At 73.9% G+C, this 16,018-nt stretch carries 19 protein-coding genes and 1 riboswitch; of the genes, 7 read left to right on the top strand and 12 right to left on the bottom strand.

Annotated elements, in window-relative coordinates; genetic code table 11:
- Positions 1–8: 8 nt before the first annotated feature.
- Positions 9–359, bottom strand: coding sequence for an STAS domain-containing protein (locus MY526_RS08150; RefSeq protein ID WP_436703644.1), 351 nt, complete (start codon positions 357–359; stop codon positions 9–11).
- Between the two features lie 76 nt (positions 360–435).
- Here MY526_RS08150 and MY526_RS08155 point away from each other — a divergent pair, with 76 nt between their 5' ends.
- From MY526_RS08155 to MY526_RS08165, 3 genes are read left to right on the top strand one after another with little or no spacing between them, the layout of a single operon-like run.
- Positions 436–864 carry an ATP-binding protein gene (locus MY526_RS08155; protein WP_436703645.1) on the top strand — a complete coding sequence of 143 codons (429 nt, stop codon included), beginning with the start codon at positions 436–438 and terminating at the stop codon, positions 862–864.
- 6 nt (positions 865–870) lie between these two features.
- Positions 871–2,349 (top strand): serine/threonine protein kinase, encoded by a 1,479-nt coding sequence (locus MY526_RS08160; RefSeq protein ID WP_436703646.1) that lies wholly within the window; start codon positions 871–873, stop codon positions 2,347–2,349.
- A gap of 52 nt (positions 2,350–2,401) precedes the next feature.
- The gene (locus tag MY526_RS08165; protein ID WP_436703647.1) at positions 2,402–3,559 is read left to right on the top strand and encodes an RtcB family protein; all 1,158 of its coding nucleotides are present in this window, start codon (positions 2,402–2,404) and stop codon (positions 3,557–3,559) included.
- A 123-nt stretch (positions 3,560–3,682) separates the two neighbouring features.
- Here the strand turns inward: MY526_RS08165 and MY526_RS08170 are convergent, their stop codons facing one another.
- Both MY526_RS08170 and MY526_RS08175 read right to left on the bottom strand, forming a co-directional pair.
- On the bottom strand, positions 3,683–4,522 hold the full coding sequence (locus MY526_RS08170) for an NmrA/HSCARG family protein (protein ID WP_436691661.1): 840 nt from the start codon (positions 4,520–4,522) through the stop codon (positions 3,683–3,685).
- Positions 4,523–4,622: 100 nt separating this feature from the next.
- A complete protein-coding gene (locus MY526_RS08175; RefSeq protein WP_436691660.1) occupies positions 4,623–4,796 on the bottom strand; it encodes a hypothetical protein in 174 nt (57 codons plus the stop codon).
- 326 nt (positions 4,797–5,122) lie between these two features.
- A riboswitch (cyclic di-AMP (ydaO/yuaA leader) is annotated at positions 5,123–5,274 on the top strand.
- Positions 5,275–5,287: 13 nt separating this feature from the next.
- On the opposite strand from MY526_RS08175, the gene MY526_RS08180 reads away from it, so the two are divergent.
- On the top strand, positions 5,288–5,806 hold the full coding sequence (locus MY526_RS08180; RefSeq protein ID WP_436691659.1) for a C40 family peptidase: 519 nt from the start codon (positions 5,288–5,290) through the stop codon (positions 5,804–5,806).
- Between the two features lie 49 nt (positions 5,807–5,855).
- On the opposite strand, the gene MY526_RS08185 is transcribed toward MY526_RS08180, so the two are convergent.
- The 5 genes from MY526_RS08185 to MY526_RS08205 form a co-directional block, all read right to left on the bottom strand.
- Positions 5,856–6,797: a serine hydrolase gene (locus tag MY526_RS08185; RefSeq protein WP_436703648.1), complete on the bottom strand. Its 942-nt coding sequence runs from the start codon at positions 6,795–6,797 to the stop codon at positions 5,856–5,858.
- A 77-nt stretch (positions 6,798–6,874) separates the two neighbouring features.
- Positions 6,875–7,267: a hypothetical protein gene (locus tag MY526_RS08190; protein ID WP_436703649.1), complete on the bottom strand. Its 393-nt coding sequence runs from the start codon at positions 7,265–7,267 to the stop codon at positions 6,875–6,877.
- A gap of 160 nt (positions 7,268–7,427) precedes the next feature.
- A complete protein-coding gene (locus MY526_RS08195; RefSeq protein ID WP_436703650.1) occupies positions 7,428–8,357 on the bottom strand; it encodes a PGN_0703 family putative restriction endonuclease in 930 nt (309 codons plus the stop codon).
- Between the two features lie 108 nt (positions 8,358–8,465).
- Positions 8,466–9,032: a hypothetical protein gene (locus MY526_RS08200; RefSeq protein WP_436703651.1), complete on the bottom strand. Its 567-nt coding sequence runs from the start codon at positions 9,030–9,032 to the stop codon at positions 8,466–8,468.
- 9 nt (positions 9,033–9,041) lie between these two features.
- Complete coding sequence (locus tag MY526_RS08205; protein WP_436703652.1) at positions 9,042–10,397, bottom strand: tyrosinase family protein; 1,356 nt, start codon at positions 10,395–10,397, stop codon at positions 9,042–9,044.
- Positions 10,398–10,502: 105 nt separating this feature from the next.
- Here MY526_RS08205 and MY526_RS08210 point away from each other — a divergent pair, with 105 nt between their 5' ends.
- The 3 genes from MY526_RS08210 (at position 10,503) to MY526_RS08220 (ending at position 12,542) form a co-directional block, all read left to right on the top strand.
- Positions 10,503–11,021, top strand: coding sequence for an HAD domain-containing protein (locus MY526_RS08210; RefSeq protein ID WP_436691651.1), 519 nt, complete (start codon positions 10,503–10,505; stop codon positions 11,019–11,021).
- A gap of 71 nt (positions 11,022–11,092) precedes the next feature.
- On the top strand, positions 11,093–11,599 hold the full coding sequence (locus MY526_RS08215; protein WP_436703653.1) for a cupin domain-containing protein: 507 nt from the start codon (positions 11,093–11,095) through the stop codon (positions 11,597–11,599).
- Positions 11,600–11,702: 103 nt separating this feature from the next.
- Positions 11,703–12,542 carry a carbohydrate kinase family protein gene (locus tag MY526_RS08220; protein ID WP_436703654.1) on the top strand — a complete coding sequence of 280 codons (840 nt, stop codon included), beginning with the start codon at positions 11,703–11,705 and terminating at the stop codon, positions 12,540–12,542.
- A 14-nt stretch (positions 12,543–12,556) separates the two neighbouring features.
- Here the strand turns inward: MY526_RS08220 and MY526_RS08225 are convergent, their stop codons facing one another.
- The 4 genes from MY526_RS08225 to MY526_RS08240 form a co-directional block, all read right to left on the bottom strand.
- Positions 12,557–12,928, bottom strand: coding sequence for a type II toxin-antitoxin system death-on-curing family toxin (locus MY526_RS08225; RefSeq protein ID WP_436703655.1), 372 nt, complete (start codon positions 12,926–12,928; stop codon positions 12,557–12,559).
- Positions 12,925–13,131: a CopG family transcriptional regulator gene (locus MY526_RS08230; protein WP_436691647.1), complete on the bottom strand. Its 207-nt coding sequence runs from the start codon at positions 13,129–13,131 to the stop codon at positions 12,925–12,927. The genes MY526_RS08225 and MY526_RS08230 overlap by 4 nt, the downstream gene beginning before the upstream one ends.
- A gap of 61 nt (positions 13,132–13,192) precedes the next feature.
- Positions 13,193–14,848: an FAD-dependent oxidoreductase gene (locus tag MY526_RS08235; RefSeq protein WP_436703656.1), complete on the bottom strand. Its 1,656-nt coding sequence runs from the start codon at positions 14,846–14,848 to the stop codon at positions 13,193–13,195.
- 158 nt (positions 14,849–15,006) lie between these two features.
- A complete protein-coding gene (locus MY526_RS08240) occupies positions 15,007–15,735 on the bottom strand; it encodes a DUF4352 domain-containing protein (protein ID WP_436703657.1) in 729 nt (242 codons plus the stop codon).
- Between the last annotated feature and the right edge of the window lie 283 nt (positions 15,736–16,018).

Here is a 16,018-nt window from a genome sequence, read left to right on the forward strand (position 1 = left end):
GGGCGACCCTACGGGCCGACCTCGTCCCCGGGCTCCCGGACCGTCTCGGCGATCGGCACCAGCGACTGGAGCTCGAGGAGGTCGACGACCAGCCACACGGGACGGTTCTCGCGGGGACAGACGACCTGCAGGGCGACGTCGGCAGCGGCCGCGCGGCGGGCGAGGAAGGCCAGGCAGCGGGCGCCGGAGGAGTCGAGGAACGTCGTCCCGGTGAGGTCGAGGACCATCTCGCGGGGCTGCTGGGACAGGAGGGACTCCATGGCCTCCATGAGCTGTGGGGCGGTGGCCAGGTCGAGCTCTCCGCGTACGCTCAGCGACGGTAGACCGGAGGCCGTGGTCCGCTCGATGTCGAACAGCACGGGTCGGTCTCCTCGTCGTGGTCCCACTGGCTCACCGCAGGGTAGATGCCGCCGGGCGGGAGAGGGGAACCCTGGCATGGACATCGCCTTCACCGTCCGCCTGCCGGTCGACACGGACAGCGTGCCGTTCGTCCGCAGGCTGTGCCGGCTGGCGCTCGAGCACCTGCACGTCCCGCAGCACGTGGTCGACGAGATCGTGCTGGCGCTGACCGAGGCGTGCGCGAACGTCGTCCAGCACGCCGGGGACTCCGCAGAGTACGAGGTGCAGGTGCGGCTCGACGACGCCGTCTGCCGGATCAGCGTCGTCGACGACGGCGCGGGCTTCGACCCCGGCGGGCGGCCGGCCATCGACGGCTCGCCGCTGGAGACCGGCGGCGGGCTGACGCTCATGCAGGCACTGGTCGACCGGCTGGACTTCCACCACGAGTCCGACGGGCGGCACCGGGTGACGCTGGAGAAGCGGCTGGACGCGCACCCGCCGCTGCGCCTGGTCGACCCCGTCTGACGGCGCATGCACCCGGCCCGATCCGTTCTCGAGGAGCGCTACGAGCTCCAGTCCCCCATCGCCACCGGGGGTATGGGGCAGGTCTGGCGCGCCCGCGACCTCGTCCTGGGCCGGCAGGTCGCGGTCAAGGTGCTGCGTGCCGAGTTCACCGGGAACCAGGTCTTCCTGACCCGGTTCCGCACCGAGGCCCGGCTCTCCGCGGGGCTCGTGCACCAGAACATCGCCGTCCTGCACGACTACGGCGAGGTCGAGCCCGCCGGCGGTGACCGGGTGGTCTACCTGGTGATGGAGCTCGTGGACGGCGAGCCGCTCTCGACCCTGCTGCAGCGCGAGCACCGGTTGCCGCCGGAGCGGACCCTGGCCCTGCTGGGCCAGGTCGCGGCCGGGCTGGCCGCCGCGCACGCGGCCGGGGTGGTGCACCGGGACGTCAAGCCGGGCAACCTGCTCGTCGCGTCGGACGGCACGGTCAAGATCACCGACTTCGGCATCGCCTGGTCGGCGGCCAACGCGCCGATCACCCGCACCGGCCACGTCATCGGGACCGCCCAGTACCTCGCGCCGGAGCAGGTGCGCGGGGACAAGGCGGTCCCGGCCAGCGACGTCTACTCCTGGGGCATGGTGGCCTACGAGTGCCTCGCCGGCCGGCGCGCGTTCGACGGCCCCAACCCGGTGGACATCGCGCTGCGGCAGCTGCGGGAGGACCCCGACCCCCTGCCCCCGGACCTGCCGGACGGCGTGCGCCGGCTGGTCGAGCGGACCCTCACCAAGGACCCGGCCCAGCGGATCCCGGACGGCGCCGCCCTGCTCGCCGCGGTGGACGACGCCGCCGCCGGGCGGGAGCCCGACCGCGCCGACACCCTCGTGCTGCCGATCGCGCCCCCCGCCCCGGTGACGCAGGTGCTGTCCCCCGCCGCGGTCCCCGCCGCGGGGCCCGCCGTGGACGACGCCCACCCCGTCGACGACGAGCCGGAGGACCGGTCACGCCGCCGGATGCTCATCCCGCTGCTGGTGGCGCTCGTCGTCGTCGCGGCCGTGGCGGCGGGGCTGGTGGTCCTCGGGAACAGCGGGACCGACCCCGCACCGGCCGGTCAGCCGACGACGTCGACCACGCCGGCCCCGACGACGTCCGCGGCGCCGACGCCCCCGCCGGTCGTGCAGGTGCGGCTGGACCCCGCGGAGTACGTCGGCCGGCCGGTCGGCCAGGTGCAACCCCAGCTGGCCGGCCTGGACCTGGCGGTCGTGCTGCAGGCCGTCGAGACCGCCGACGTCCCCGCCGGGCAGGTGATGGAGCTCGCCCCCACCGGCGAGGTGCCGGTCGGCACGACGATCACCGTCACCCACGCCGTCGCGCCGCCCCCACCGCCGCCGCCGACCGCCGCGCCGACGACGGAGGCCCAGCCCACCGCCGAGCAGGGCGACGGGAACGGCAACGGCAACCGCCGCCGGGACCGCGACCGCGATCGCGACCGCAAGGGCGATGACTGAGGGCGTCCGCAGCCGACGGGACGGGGGTCCCGCGGCGGGGTAGGGCCTCCCGGTGGAGAAGATCAGCGACCGCCTGCTCAACTGGGCGTCGATCCTGGAGCCGACCACCCGGCTGCAGGCCGAGCGCACCGCCTCGATGCCGTTCATCCGCCCGCACATGGCGCTCATGCCCGACGCGCACCTGGGCAAGGGCGCGACGGTCGGCTCGGTGATCCCCACCGAGGGCGCGATCATCCCGGCGGCGGTGGGGGTCGACATCGGGTGCGGGATGGACGCCGTCCGCACCCAGTTCACGGCCGGCGACCTCCACGGGCGCAACCTCGGCGCGCTGCACGGGCAGATCTCGCGGGCGGTCCCGCTCTCGGCCGGCCGGTACAACAAGAAGCTGCGCGACTCCGCGGCCGCCCGGGTGGCGGAGCTCTGGGAGCTGCCGGGCGTGGGACAGGCCGACGGCGTCGCCGACACCTGGCCGATGCAGCTGGGGTCACTCGGATCGGGCAACCACTTCATCGAGGTGTCGCTGGACGAGGCCGACCGGGTGTGGCTGTTCCTGCACTCGGGCTCGCGCGGGGTGGGCAACCGGCTGGCGTCCAAGCACATCCGGATCGCGCAGCAGCGCTGCCGCGACGAGCACCTGCCCGACCGCGACCTGGCCTGGCTCGAGGAGGGGACGCCGGAGTTCGACGCCTACATCGAGGCGCTGGGTTGGGCGCAGCGGTTCGCCTTCCTCAACCGCGCGGAGATGATGGACCGCGTCGCCGAGCAGGTGTCCCGCTTCCTCGGCACCGAGGTCGCGCGGCAGGTGGAGATCTCCTGCCACCACAACTACACCGAGCGGGAGACGCACCTCGGGCACGACGTCTGGCTGTCCCGCAAGGGGGCCATCTCGGCGCGGCGGGGCCAGGACGGGCTGATCCCCGGGTCGATGGGGACGGCGTCCTACGTGGTGGTCGGCAGGGGCAACCCCGACGCGCTGATGTCCGCGCCGCACGGGGCCGGCCGCAACCACTCGCGCGGCGCCGCGCGGCGGCTGTTCACCCGCGCCGACCTCGATCGGCGGATGAAGGGCATCGCCTGGGGCCGGTCGGACGCCTTCCTCGACGAGCACCCGGACGCGTACAAGCCGATCGACCGTGTCATGGCCGACGCGGCCGACCTGGTCGAGGTCCGGCACACGCTGCGCCAGGTGGTCAACGTCAAGGGCGACTGACGCCCCGGGGCACATGTGTCTCCCGGGAAGCTCGTGCTCTGCCCACCACCGTGGGCAGAGCACGAGCTCCCGCAGGACACGTGCCCGGCCGCCGCCTATCCGGCGGCGCGGCGGCCGGCGCGCTCACTCCCGAGGCGACCAGCCGGTCGCCAGCCAGCCCGGGAGGTCCAGCAGGCCGGGCGCCAGCGCGCGGGTGGCCTCGATGTCGCCGCGGTAGGCGGGCGGGTGGGCGAGCCAGGTGAACATGGCGCGCGCGTCGTCGTCCAGGCCGTCGAGCGGCACCGCCTCGTAGCGGCCGGGCCGGCCGGCCCGCTCGCCGAAGGCGGCGGCGATCTGCTCGCCGGTCCGCTCGTCACCGGCGATCTCGATGCTGCCGCCGGGCACCCGGCCGGGGTCGAGGAGGACGTCGGCGGAGACCGTGCCGATGTCGGCGACGGCGATCATCTGCAGCGGCACGCCCGCCGGCAGCGGCATCCGGACGACGACCTCGCCGTCCTGCACCGCCGCCATCCAGCCCAGGTTCTCCATGAAGAAGACCGGCCGGACGACGGTCGCCGGCAGCCCCGACGCGGCCAGGTGCTCCTCGACGCGGCGCTTGCTCTCGAAGTGCGGGATGCCGGTCGAGCGCTCGGCGCCGCCGACGGAGTTGAGCACGACGTGCTCCACGCCGGCGTCCGCGGCCGCGTCGACGAGCGCGATCCCCTGGCGCTCCTCCGCCTCGGGCCCGCCGGCGCCGAACGGGGTGGTCATGGCGAACACCCGCTGCGCGCCGGAGAACGCCGTCCGCAGGCTGTCGGGGTCGGCCAGCTCGGCGCGGACGAGCTCGGCGCCCCGGTCGGCGAGGTCCCGGGCCTTGGCGGGGTCGCGGACGAGGGCGCGCACGCGGGCACCGGCGTCCAGCAGGGCGCGGGCGACGGCGCCGCCCTGCTGTCCGGTGGCACCGACGACGGCGATGACGGTCATGGGACTCCTCGGACTCGGTCTGGGCCGGCACGCGGGCGCGTGCCCCGTACGCGGCAGCGGCCCCCACCCGGGCTCGGGTGGGGGCCGCTGCGCCAGCAGATCAGTAGCGCCCGGTGCCGCGGCCCATGCCCTTGCCGCCGCCGCCCTTCTGCTGCTTCTGCTGGAAGTCCTGGATGAGCTTCTTGAGCTTGGCCTGGTTCTGCGGTTTGCGGGCCTCCTGGATGACCTTCGCCGCGATCCCCGACGCCACGAGCTTCCGGATCATGCCGGCCATGTGGGTTCCTCCTCGGTTCGGTTGACCTGCTTCGTGCCCGCCCAACGGCCGGGCCAACCACCCGGGTTCCGGCGGCAGGGCGTCGTCCGCCGATGACAGTCGGTGGTGCCACCCCGCAGGGGACGAGAACGTACGGATACCGCCGACCAGCGGTGACGGAGCCGGGCGGCTCCTCACACTGCGTCGTCCCCGCTGGTGAGGACGGCGAGCCGCGGCGTCCCCGGCCGCCGGATCCGACACCGACCCCGAATGGCGACGCCCGGCGGGGGTTCTTAGCGTTCTGCGCGGTCCAGCGGGCTCCCTCGTCGCCCACCCGTGGCGGCACCCGCCGGACACCGCCGAACCGGGCGTCGGTCGTCTACCGAGGCCCGGACCGGGGACCCACCGCAGCACTGGGGTGAAGCGCGATCCGTCGCGCCGGGCGACTCCCCCGTCCGAACCCGTCAGCTAACCCGGTAGGCGGTCGTGGAGAACAGGAGAACACGTCGTCCATGACGACTGCACGCACGACCTCTGCACGTCGCACGTTCCGTGGGATCGCCGTCGCCGTCATCGCCGGTGCCGGTATCGCGCTCTCCCCCCTGCCGGCAACGGCTGACACCGGTGGGGACGGTGGTGGGGGCGCTGCCGTCGCCGCTGCTCCGGCCGCCGCGTCGAGCGGCGCCGCCCAGGCCGCGGTCGACACCGCGCTCGCCCAGGTGGGCGACCGCTACGTGTACGGCGCGACCGGCCCGAACTCCTTCGACTGCTCGGGGCTGACGAGCTTCGCCTACAAGGCGGCGGGGATCTCCATCCCGCGCACCTCGCGGGCGCAGGCGGGCTTCGGCGCCCCGGTGGCGAAGTCGGACCTCCGGCCCGGTGACCTGGTGTTCTTCTACAGCCCGGTCTCGCACGTGGGCATGTACATCGGCAACGGCCAGATGGTGCACGCCTCGACCGCCAGCAAGCCGGTCGCCGTGGTGAACCTCGACTCGATGCCGAGCTACTCGGGCGCCCGCCGGGTCGCCTGACGCCTCGCGGTGCCCCGGCCGTCTGCTGACGGCCGGGGCACCGCGGCGGTCAGCCGATCCCGCTGAGGACGGCGGCAGCCGCGGCGTCGAGCGAGTCGCGCGCGCGGGCCCACGACGTCGAGCTCGGGAAGTCGCCGAGGAGGACGACCACCCGCCCGTCGGCGAGCTCGCCCGCCGAGTGCAGCTGCCGGCGCCCGTCGACGCAGCACATCCAGCCCTGCTTGGCCGCCACCGGCCCCGTGGCGCCGGTGCCGCTCGAGAGCAGGCCGAACCGCTGGTCGAAGCCGTCGGCGGCCGTCGCCGAGGTCGACCGCAGCCAGCCCAGGAGCCGGTCGGCGTCCCCGGGGTCGAGCAGCTGCCCGCGCGCCGCGAGGACGGCGGCGAGATCCGTGGCGCTCGTCGTCGCCTGGCCCCACTGACCCGGGATCGACGGCGGCGCGGTGGCGGTGAGCCCCAGTTCCGCGGCGACGTCGGTGACCAGCCCGGGCCCGTCGTACCGGTCCCACAGCCGGCTCATCGCGGCGTCGTCCGACCCCACGATCGCCCGCTCGGCCAGGGCGACGTCCTCGTCGGGCAGGGTCAGGGCACCGCTCTCGTCGAGCGCCAGCAGCCGGGTGACCACGAGCAGTTTCACCAGCGACGCGGTGGAGACCGGCCGGCCGGCGTCCGCGCTGGCGAGCAGCCGGTCCCCGTCGGCGTCCAGGACGACGACGGAGACGGTTCCGCCGGCGCCCGCCGCTGCGGCCTCGACGCCGGCCAGCACCGGCGCCGCGTCGACCGTCCGGAGTTCGGCCTTCGCGGAGGGCCCGGTCGCCTCCGGGACGTCGGTCGCGGCGGCCGCCTTGCCGTCGGTGGCGACGTGGCTGTCCGCCGCCGCGGTCACCATCGGGGTCGTGCAGCTGGCGAGGCCGCCGAGGACCACCCCGGACGCGCACAGCGCAGCGAGACCCCGGCGGAGCCGGTGGTCCAGGAGGGGACGGCGTCCGGCCACGGGCCCAGGGTGGGGGCGCTACCTGCCGGTGAGCAGGGAGTCCGCTGCTCGCCTCCTCCGGATGAGGGAGTCGGTGGTCAGCGGGCTCCCGGCTCGCGGCAGGGACTGGGTGGCTGGTCGGCGGACTGCAGCGAGAACACCGCCCCGGCGTCGCGCGGCCAGGTGCGGAGGAAGAGGAGCCCGTACCTGCGGTTGAGCAGCGCGTCGGAACCGACCTCGTCGACCAGCTGCGTGAGCCGCCCGGCGTCGTGGTTGCGGTAGCGCCGCAGCTCTTCGCCGGCGGCCACGGTGAGGAGGTCCCCGACGGCGCCCATGACGACGACCGCGGCCCAGTCGTCGTCCGGACCGCCGTCGCACAGCTGGACCCGGCGCGGGTGCACGCCGTGGCCGGCGGCGCAGCTGCCGCACCCGGCGCCCTGCAGCGCCCTTCCGCCCTCGCCGACGGACGATCCGGGGTCGCGGTCGGTCATGGCGGGCTCCTTGCTGAGGACGGCGGGCAGGAGCCCGCCGTGCCCCAGGAGAACACCCGGCGAACGGCGATCGCCCGCTCTCCCCACCGATCGGAGGCCGATGTCCTCCGGGAGCGTGGACGACCGCGGCCGCACGTGACGCTGGGTCAGGCCCGGACGGTCAGCAGTCCGCGACGTAGCGACGGCGGAACTCGGCGGCCCACGTGCCGAGCTCGTCCACCCGGGACGCGGCGTCGGCCAGCTCGCCGTGGCCGACGTGCCGCACCGCGGTGCGCATCCGGCGGCGCTGTCCCGCGACCGCGTCGACGGCGTCGCGCGCCGCCGCGTCGTCGTCCCGGGCCAGCACGACGGTGACGGCCTCGTCGAACACCGGCCCACCGCCGGCCCGTCCGCCCCGGCGCACGCTCTCCGCCAGGAGCACGTTGCGCAGCAGCTGCCGCGTGGCGTGCCCGCCGAGCTCGGCGAAGGCGCCGTCGGCCATGCCGAACGTCCGGCACCAGCAGTCGTACTTCTCGTCGGCGGCCTCGCTCGCGGGGTCCCGGCTGAAGCCGTCGACGTACTTCGTCTCGACGGCGATCAGCTGGCTGCGCCCGTCGGCCAGCCGGCCGGCCACCACCGCGTCGAACGCGGTCCCGTCCCGGAGGTGGTCGCGGCGGTCGGGCGCCCACTCACACTCGATCCCCGCGATCCGCCGTCCGCGGACGTCGATCCCGACCAGCCCGACCAGGTCGAGGCCGAGCAGGTCGTTGAGGACGGCGACCGCGGACCGCGGGTGCGCGCGGAGGTGACCGAAGACGCTGAAGCACAGCGGCATCGAGCTGAGCATGTTGGTGAACAGCCGGTTCTTCTCCAGCCGGCCACCCTCGCGCGACACCTCGTCGGCACGGCTGCACGCGTACTCGGCGGCCTCCTCGCTGAGGAAGTTGCGCCGCCACTCGTCCGGCGCCAGGTAGTTGCCGAGGGTGCGCCGGCGCGCGTCCTGGCCCGCCGGGAGCCCGAGGACGAGCTCGCGGTAGCGGGACTGCCGGTGCCGTTCGCGCCGGGTGACGGCGTTGTCGGACGCGATGGAGACGAGGTCTGCTGTGGTCATGCCGAAGCCCTTCCGCGGAGGCGGTGTGGTCCGCGCGCGGACCCGTGCCCAGGTGTTCGGCCGTGAGCTGCGACACATCAAGGTCAACGCGAGGAACGCGGGGAGTTCTCAGGGCACGACCAGTTCCCGGGTGCCGTCCGCGTCCCGGACGACCACCCGCTCCACCTCGCTCCGCAGGAGGGTCTCGGCTGCTCTCAGCGGGGTCGGGTCACTCGGCTGATCGGGGAACGCCGGCTCCAGGTAGAGCGTGTAGCTCCGCTGGCCGGTCGCGACGGACTCCAGCTCGAACCAGACCCGGCACCCCTCGGTCGGCGCGGTGACGATCGCCGACAACCGCCGCCGGTCCCCGCCGAGCGTCTTCAGCTCGTAGCCCTGGTCCGGCCTCGTGAGGACGAGGTGGTGCCCCGGGGCGGTGGCCGAGCCGGTCGCGAGCCACCGCTCGAAGAGCGTGATCCACTCCGCCGGCCACGGGCCTCCCACCGGGAGACCCGGCATGTTCTGGCTCCCTTGACCGCGCAACCGGGTGAGGACCTGCTCGCGCGCGCCCCACACCGTGTCGAGGTCCCACAGGTCGATGCCGGGTGTGACCTGGCTGAGCATGTGCGCGCGGTCGAGCAGCCGGAACAGCGGGCGGATGTGCAGCTCGAAGACCGGCGGCCGCTCCGGCGTCGTCATCCCGCGCTCTCAGCGGACGCGCAGGGTCAGGTCGCCGAAGTCGACCATCGAGGCGGCGTCGGACGGCCCTGCCGCCGCCTCCGCCGGGCCGTGCTCGTGGCCGCCGGCAGTGGGCGTGAGGGCCACCGACACCTGCCACTCCTCGCCGGCGTGCGCGCCGGCCAGCGCGGTCAGGACGCGGCCGAGATCGACGGTGACGTCGTGGGTGGTGTGCCCGTGGGCGTGGTGGGAGCGCCAGAAGTACAGGACGTCTGCCAGGTGCCGCTGCCGGAACTCCCGGTCCATCGTGTGCAGCTCCTCCCCGGCGCGGGTGAGGTACACGTCGGCGCCGTAGGAGAAGGGCAGGGTCACGTGGACGTCGCCCAGTCGCAGCACCGCCTCCTCGAGACCGGGCTGCGGCACGGAGAAGGCGAGCGTGCGCACGAGCGCCGGCTCGCGGCGGGCGCTCGGTACGACGTCGAGCGCGGGGTGCACCCGGAACGGCGCGCCGTCGACGTCGGGGAGCGGCGGCGGGGCCTCCCCCGGCACGTAGTCGTAGACGTAGCCGAACTGCTTCTCGGTGTCGAGCGTGTCCCGGACGAGGAAGCGGTTCTCCTCGAGGTGCTCACGGTCCTTGAACAGGCCGCACAGCCGGCAGTCGAGATCGGTGCCGGTCTCGAACCGCTCCTGCCACTGGGCCCACAGCAGGTCGATGTAGCAGTGGAAGGAGAAGAACATCGGGTCCTCGGCCGCCGTTCCGGGGTCGGCCATCGTGCCGCCGATGAACCCGTCGTGCATCGCGTTGTGCGCGGGTTGCTCGAGGGCTCCGAAGCCCTCGCCGAACTGTCCCTGACAGTCCATCTGCCCGCCCGTGTGGCCGCCGAAGCTCGTCGAGCTCAGCGCGGGGTCGATGGTCGACCAGTCAGGCTTGGCGAGCACCTGCTCCTCGAGGTACGCCCGCGGGAACGGCAACGCCTGACACCCCGGTGCGGAGTCGGGGCGGCACACCGGGTCGTCGTTGCGGAGCGCGTGGTGCAGGACCGAGTTCTCGTCCTCGAACGCCTTGGGGAACCGCACACCGCTCGGCAGGGCCGACCAGTCCCAGTAGGGCAGCGTGACGTTCGACGTCCGGGGCGGGTCCGAGCGCCGCAGCGCCTCCTCGAAGAGGAAGAGGTGCGCGCGATGCCACGGCAGGAAGGTGTCGTTGGCGTGCTCGCACGGGCCGAGCATCGTGTTGTGCAGGTCGGCGAAGTACTGCAGCCCGTCGATGCTGGTGGGATCGGCGTCCGAGATGGCCTTGAGCCGGGCGAAGGCGTGCTCGTAGTCGGCGAGCTCGCCCGGCGTGAGACTGTCGATGCTCTTGCGGATGCGGGGCTGGGTCGCCATCGCGGCAGCCTGCAACCGCCTGTGTCACGGGGTCGTCACCGCGCCGTCACCGCGTCGGTACTGGATGCTCGCACCGCTGGTGTCATCGGCCGGAGGACGTGTGCAGTGGATTCGACGAACGACGTCCCGATCCTGCTGCTCGACGTCGACGGCGTGCTCAACGCGGCGTGCGTCGATCTCCCCGAGGGCTGGGCGCGGGGCACGTTCAACGGGTACGTCCTGTCGTGGGACCCGACGATCACCGCCCGGCTGCGCGAGCTGCACGAGTCCGGGCGGGTGGAGATCCGGTGGCTGACCACGTGGGCGGGGGACGCCGACCGGCTGCTGGCCGGGCCGATGGGCCTGCCGCCCGGGCTGCGGGTGCACGCCCGGGAGGGTGCCGCGGCGACCGGGTTCCTCGGCGTGCTCGACGGTGCGTCGGGCTGGTGGAAGCTGGCCGCCGCGCAGGCGGTCGCGGAGGCCGAGCCGGACCGGCGGATCGTCTGGATCGACGACGACCTGGCCCAGCAGGCCGAGGACACCGGCGCTTGGCTGGCCGCGCACCCGCACGTGCTGGTGGTCGCACCGAAGCTGTACACCGGGCTCACCCACGAGCAGCTGGACGCGATCGAGGCGTGGCTCTGATCCCTGCACGTCCGTGTGCGGGGGTCCTGCGGCAGTACCGTGCTCGCCCGCCCTCCATCGAGGAGCAGACGATGAACGACCGGCCAGTCGCCCCCTCGGCACCGCGCATCCTCAGGGCCGCGGACGGCGTGGTCATGGGCGACCCCGCCGGAGTCCGTGACCGCTTCCTGATCGACGGCGAGGACGCCGGCGGTCGCTTCGCCCTCGTCCAGCACCTGTTCGCACCGCGGACGCTCGCCGCTCCGCTGCACCGTCACCACCGGGAGGACGAGTACACCTACGTCCTCTTCGGGCGCATCGGCGCCGTCCTCGGGGACGACGAGGTCGTCGCGGAACCGGGCGACCTCGTCTTCAAGCCGCGGAACCAGTGGCACACGTTCTGGAACGCAGGGGACGAGCCGGCCGCGGTGCTCGAGCTCATCTCACCCGCGGGGCTCGAGCAGTTCTTCCGGTGGCTCGGGAGCCTCGAGGAGCCACCGACGCCGGAGGAACTCGCCGACATGGCCGCCCCCTACCAGTGCGACGCCGACCCGGACGGGACGCAGCGCATCCTCGAGCGGCACGGCCTGACGTTCTGACGGGCGAGATGGCCGGGAACGTCGCGGTCCGGCCGGCCGCGATCGGGGCGAGGCCCTGACGCCGGCGTGGCCGCGCCCGGCGGGCTGCGGCCCGGTGGTGGCGGTGGGCAAGCTCGTGGCCGACCAGGTCCTGGAGCTGTCCGGCCCCCTCGTGGTCGGCGGGCAGCAGCGGGTCGTGCGGACGACGACGGCGGGCGGGGCGCCGGCCAACGTGACAGCGAACGTCGCCCGGCTGGGCGTGCCGGCGCGGATGACGGGCTGGGCCGGCGCGGACCCGGCGGCCGACGGGCTGCTGGCTGCGCTCGCCGGGCGCGGGGTCGAGACCGTGGTGGTGCGGCGCGGCCGGACGCCGCTGTCCACCGTGCTCGTGCACCCGGACGGTGAGCGGACCCTGCTGAGCGACGGTGGGGAGGGCGGTCTCGAGCCGGCCGACGTCCGCACCGGGTGGGTGGCCGGCGCCGCCGTCGTCCACCTGGACGGCTACGACCTGCTGCGCTTCCCGTCGGCGCTGCGGATGGCGGCGTCCCTCGCCCGCGACGCCGGCGTCCCGGTCAGCGTCGACGCGGCGGCGGCTGCCCGGATCGAGGGTCACGGCGCGGGCGCGTACGTCGAGCTGCTGGCCGGGCTGCGGCCCGACGTCCTGCTCTGCAACGCCGACGAGGCGGACGCGCTCGGGCTGGCCGGCGACCTGCCCGGGTGGGCGCCGGAGCTGGTGCTGGTGCACGCCGGGGCCCGGCCGACGCGGGTGCTGACGCGGGCGGGTGCGGCGGAGGTGGCCGTGGAGCCGGTGGCGTCGGTGCGCGACACCACCGGCTGCGGGGACGCCTTCGCCGCCGGCGTGCTGGCCGGCTGGCGCGCCGGGGCGTCGGTGCCGGACGCCGTCCGGGCCGGTCATGCGGCGGCCGCTGTGGTTGCGGGCGTCGTCGGCGCCCAGCCGCCCTGACGCGCACCTCCGTGTCAGCGCGGGACGACCCGGAGTCGGTCGGCGATCTCCTCGACGTCGGCTGCACCGGCGGCCACATCCATGACGAGCTGGAAGGCGGCGTCGTCGCTCACGTCGGGTTCGGAGGCGTTGAGGTCCAGGAAGACGACTGTGGCCAGCCAGCCCAACCGCTTGTTGCCGTCGACCAGGGGATGGTTGCGCGCGAGCGAGTGGAGCAGCGCGGCGGCCTTCAACGGCAGCGTGGGATAGGCCTCTTCCCCGAAGACGTGCGACCGGGGTCGGGCAGCCGCGGACTCCAGCAGACCCACATCGCGGACCGGACCGGTCCGCAGAGCCCGGACGAGGCCGAGAAGATCATCGAGGTCGAGGTACTCGACCTCGCTCACACCGTGCCGAGCCGGTGGAGCACGTCGCCCCACTTGTCGATCAGTCGGGTCGAACTCTCCTGGACCCGCGCAGCGTGGCCGCTCCGCTCGTACCGCTCGAGAACGGCGCGTCGGATGATCTCTTGCCGCGAAGCGCCCTCAGCGGCCGCGAGCGCCGTGAGCGCCTTCTCGAGCTCGTCATCGGTCCGCAGCGTCAGCGCCATGTCCCCGATGGTATCGGTCTGATACCACCACGCCAGGGCGTGGACGGCGAGGCAGCTCGTGTCAGGAGGCGACCAGGCGGTGGACGAACTGGATGGCGATGGAACCCTCGCCGACGGCGGACGCCACCCGCTTCACCGACCCGTGCCGGACGTCCCCGGCCGCGAGGACCCCCGGCATGCTCGTCTCCAGCGGCAGCGGGCGGCGCCCGAACATCTCGAGCGCGTCGGCGCTGAGGTCGGGTCCGGTCATGACGAAGCCGCCGTCGTCGCGCTCGATCGTCGGGGGCAGCCACTCGCTGTGCGGAACCGCGCCGATCATCAGGAACAGCCCGTAGGCGTCGACCGTCTCCTCCGCGCCGGTCCCGCGGTCGCGCAGCACGAGGTACTCCAGCCGGCCCTCACCGCCGCCGTCGACGACCTCGGTGCCGGTCCGCACCTCGATGTTCGGCGTCTGCTCCACCTGGCGGACCAGGTAGTGCGACATCCCGACGTCGAGCGACGCGGCCCGCACCACGAGCGTGACGCGCTTGGCGTAGTGGGCCAGGTGCAGAGCGGCCTGGCCGGCGGAGTTCGCGCCGCCGACGACGTAGACGTCCTCCCCCGCGACCATCGGCGCCTCCGACGCGGCAGCGCCGTAGAAGACGCCGGCACCGACCAGGTCCTCGAGCGGCGCGACGCCCAGCCTGCGGTAGCTGGCGCCCGGCGCCAGGACGACGGCGTGCGCCACCACCACCCCGCCGGTCTCCAGGGACACGACGATGCCGTCGTCCTCGCGCACCAGGTGCGAGACCCGCTGCATGAAGGCGAAGCGTGCGCCGAAGACCCAGGCCTGGTGGTAGGCGCGGCGGGCCAGCTCCGCGCCGCTGACGCCGCGGGGGAAGCCGAGGTAGTTGCGGATGGCCGAACTCGACGTGGCCTGCCCGCCGATGCTGCCCGAGTCGATGACCAGGGTGCGGAGTCCCTCGGAGGCGCCGTACACGCCCGCCGACAGGCCGGCCGGTCCGCACCCGACGATCACGAGGTCGTACCGGTCCCGATTCGGGTCGACCGAGGTGCCCGCGGCGCGCGCGATGTCGGCGTCACTGGGGTCCTCCAGGACGTGCCCGTTGGGCATGACGAGGACCGGGAGCCTCTGTGCATCGGTCGCCGCGAGGAGGGCGCGTCCCTCGTCGGAGCCGGCGAGGCAGAACCGGTGCGGCATCGCGCAGCGCCCGAGCACCTCGCGCAGCTCGTAGGCCCGACCGGACCAGGTCTCCCCGACCACGTCGATCGTGTACGGAGCGCGGCGCTGCGCCTCGGCCCAGGCCAGCAGGAAGCTCGAGATCGCCAGGTGGAACTGCTCGTCCGGTGGCGGCGACGGCCGGACGACGTACTGGTCCATGCGCCCGCGCGCGATCGCCTCGAAGATCGCGTCACCGGTGGCCGGCTCGCCGAGGTGGCCCCACCCGATGAGCAGCACCCGCTGGGCGTGCGGGAACAGGTGCGGGACGCCGGCCAGGACATCGGTGCCCGGCGAACCGCCCAGCACCTCGCCCGCGAGCACCAGGGCGACCTGTTCGCCGTTCGCCGCGAACTCCTCGAGCATGGGGCGGGCCTCGTCGGCCGAGCGCAGGCAGCAGACGCGGTAGTCCGACGCGTACCGGTTGCGGAGCTCCCGCTCGACGTCTGCCAACAGGTCGGGGTCGTCATCGATCGCGAGGAGCAGAGGGGCGCTCATGGCCGACATGTCCCCGAACCGTAGGAAGCGCGCGCCGCGCGGGACAGGTTCGAAGGTCACCTTGCAGGGGCGCGAGTCCTGTTGGTGGGCCGGCGCGCCTCGAACGACTGAGGGCCTCCCGCCGGAATCGACGAGAGGCCCTCAGCGAGGTGCCGTGATTACTGCAGGTTGACGGTGACGCCACCGGACAGCATCGAGTCGTGCAGCTCGATGGAGCTGGGCACCGTGCCGGCCGGGACGTCGAAGACGACCTTGCTCGACAGCGTGTTGCCGGGGTTGATCTCCTCGTACAGCGAGGACGAGTCGTCCAGGTAGATGGCCGCCTCGCTGTCGGAGGAGAACTCCTGACCCTGCGCGTTGAACAGCGTGGCGTTGCCGCCGAGGAAGCTCTGCGCCTCGTCGCCGATGTTGGTGATGGTCAGATCCACGATGCAGAACTGGCCCTGAGCCGTCGTGTTGAGGAACTCGTTGCCGATCTCGGTGCTGCTGCAGTCGACGCCGTTGACGACGAAGTTGAAGTCACCGTCGGCAGCCGGCTGGCCGATGCCGGGCGCGGCCGGCTCGGCAGGCGCGGCGGGCGCCGCGGGAGCCTCCGGGGCCTCGGCAGCAGCGCCGGTGTCGGCACCGGCAGCGGCGTCAGTGGAGGCGGATTCCTCGGTCGCCGAGTCGCCGCCGCCCGACTGGGTGGCGATGACGATGACGACGATGACGGCGAGGACGAGGAACCAGGCCTTCTTGTAGAAGGGCTTCTTGGCCGGAGCCGGCGGCTGAGGGGCGTAGCCCTCGGGCATCTGCGGCGGGCCGGCGGGCGCGTGGGTCTGGGACATGGATTCCCCCGGGTGGGCGATGGTGACCGAGGCACCGGTACCGCGGCTGCGGTCCGGCATCCGTGGTGCTCCTCGGATTGGCGTCAGGACGGTGACACGGCGACGTAGCGAAACTCGGGAGGCCGAATCCGACGACACCTCGCCACACGCCTCTCGCCACAGGGGTTGCCCCCGGCCCCACCAGGCCTCGCACCCACTCAGTCAAACCACGAGACCCATGGGTTCCGTCTTCTGCGCGAAGGTCCTCCCGCACGTCGTCAACGAGTTCCGGAGTCCTCGAGAGCGACCCAGCGCTGAGCCCTTCCGGGTGATCGGTCTGCCGTCGGGGCTCGGTGATGTCCTC

The organism is Geodermatophilus sp. CPCC 205761, assembly GCF_051383655.1.
Lineage (GTDB): Bacteria > Actinomycetota > Actinomycetes > Mycobacteriales > Geodermatophilaceae > Geodermatophilus.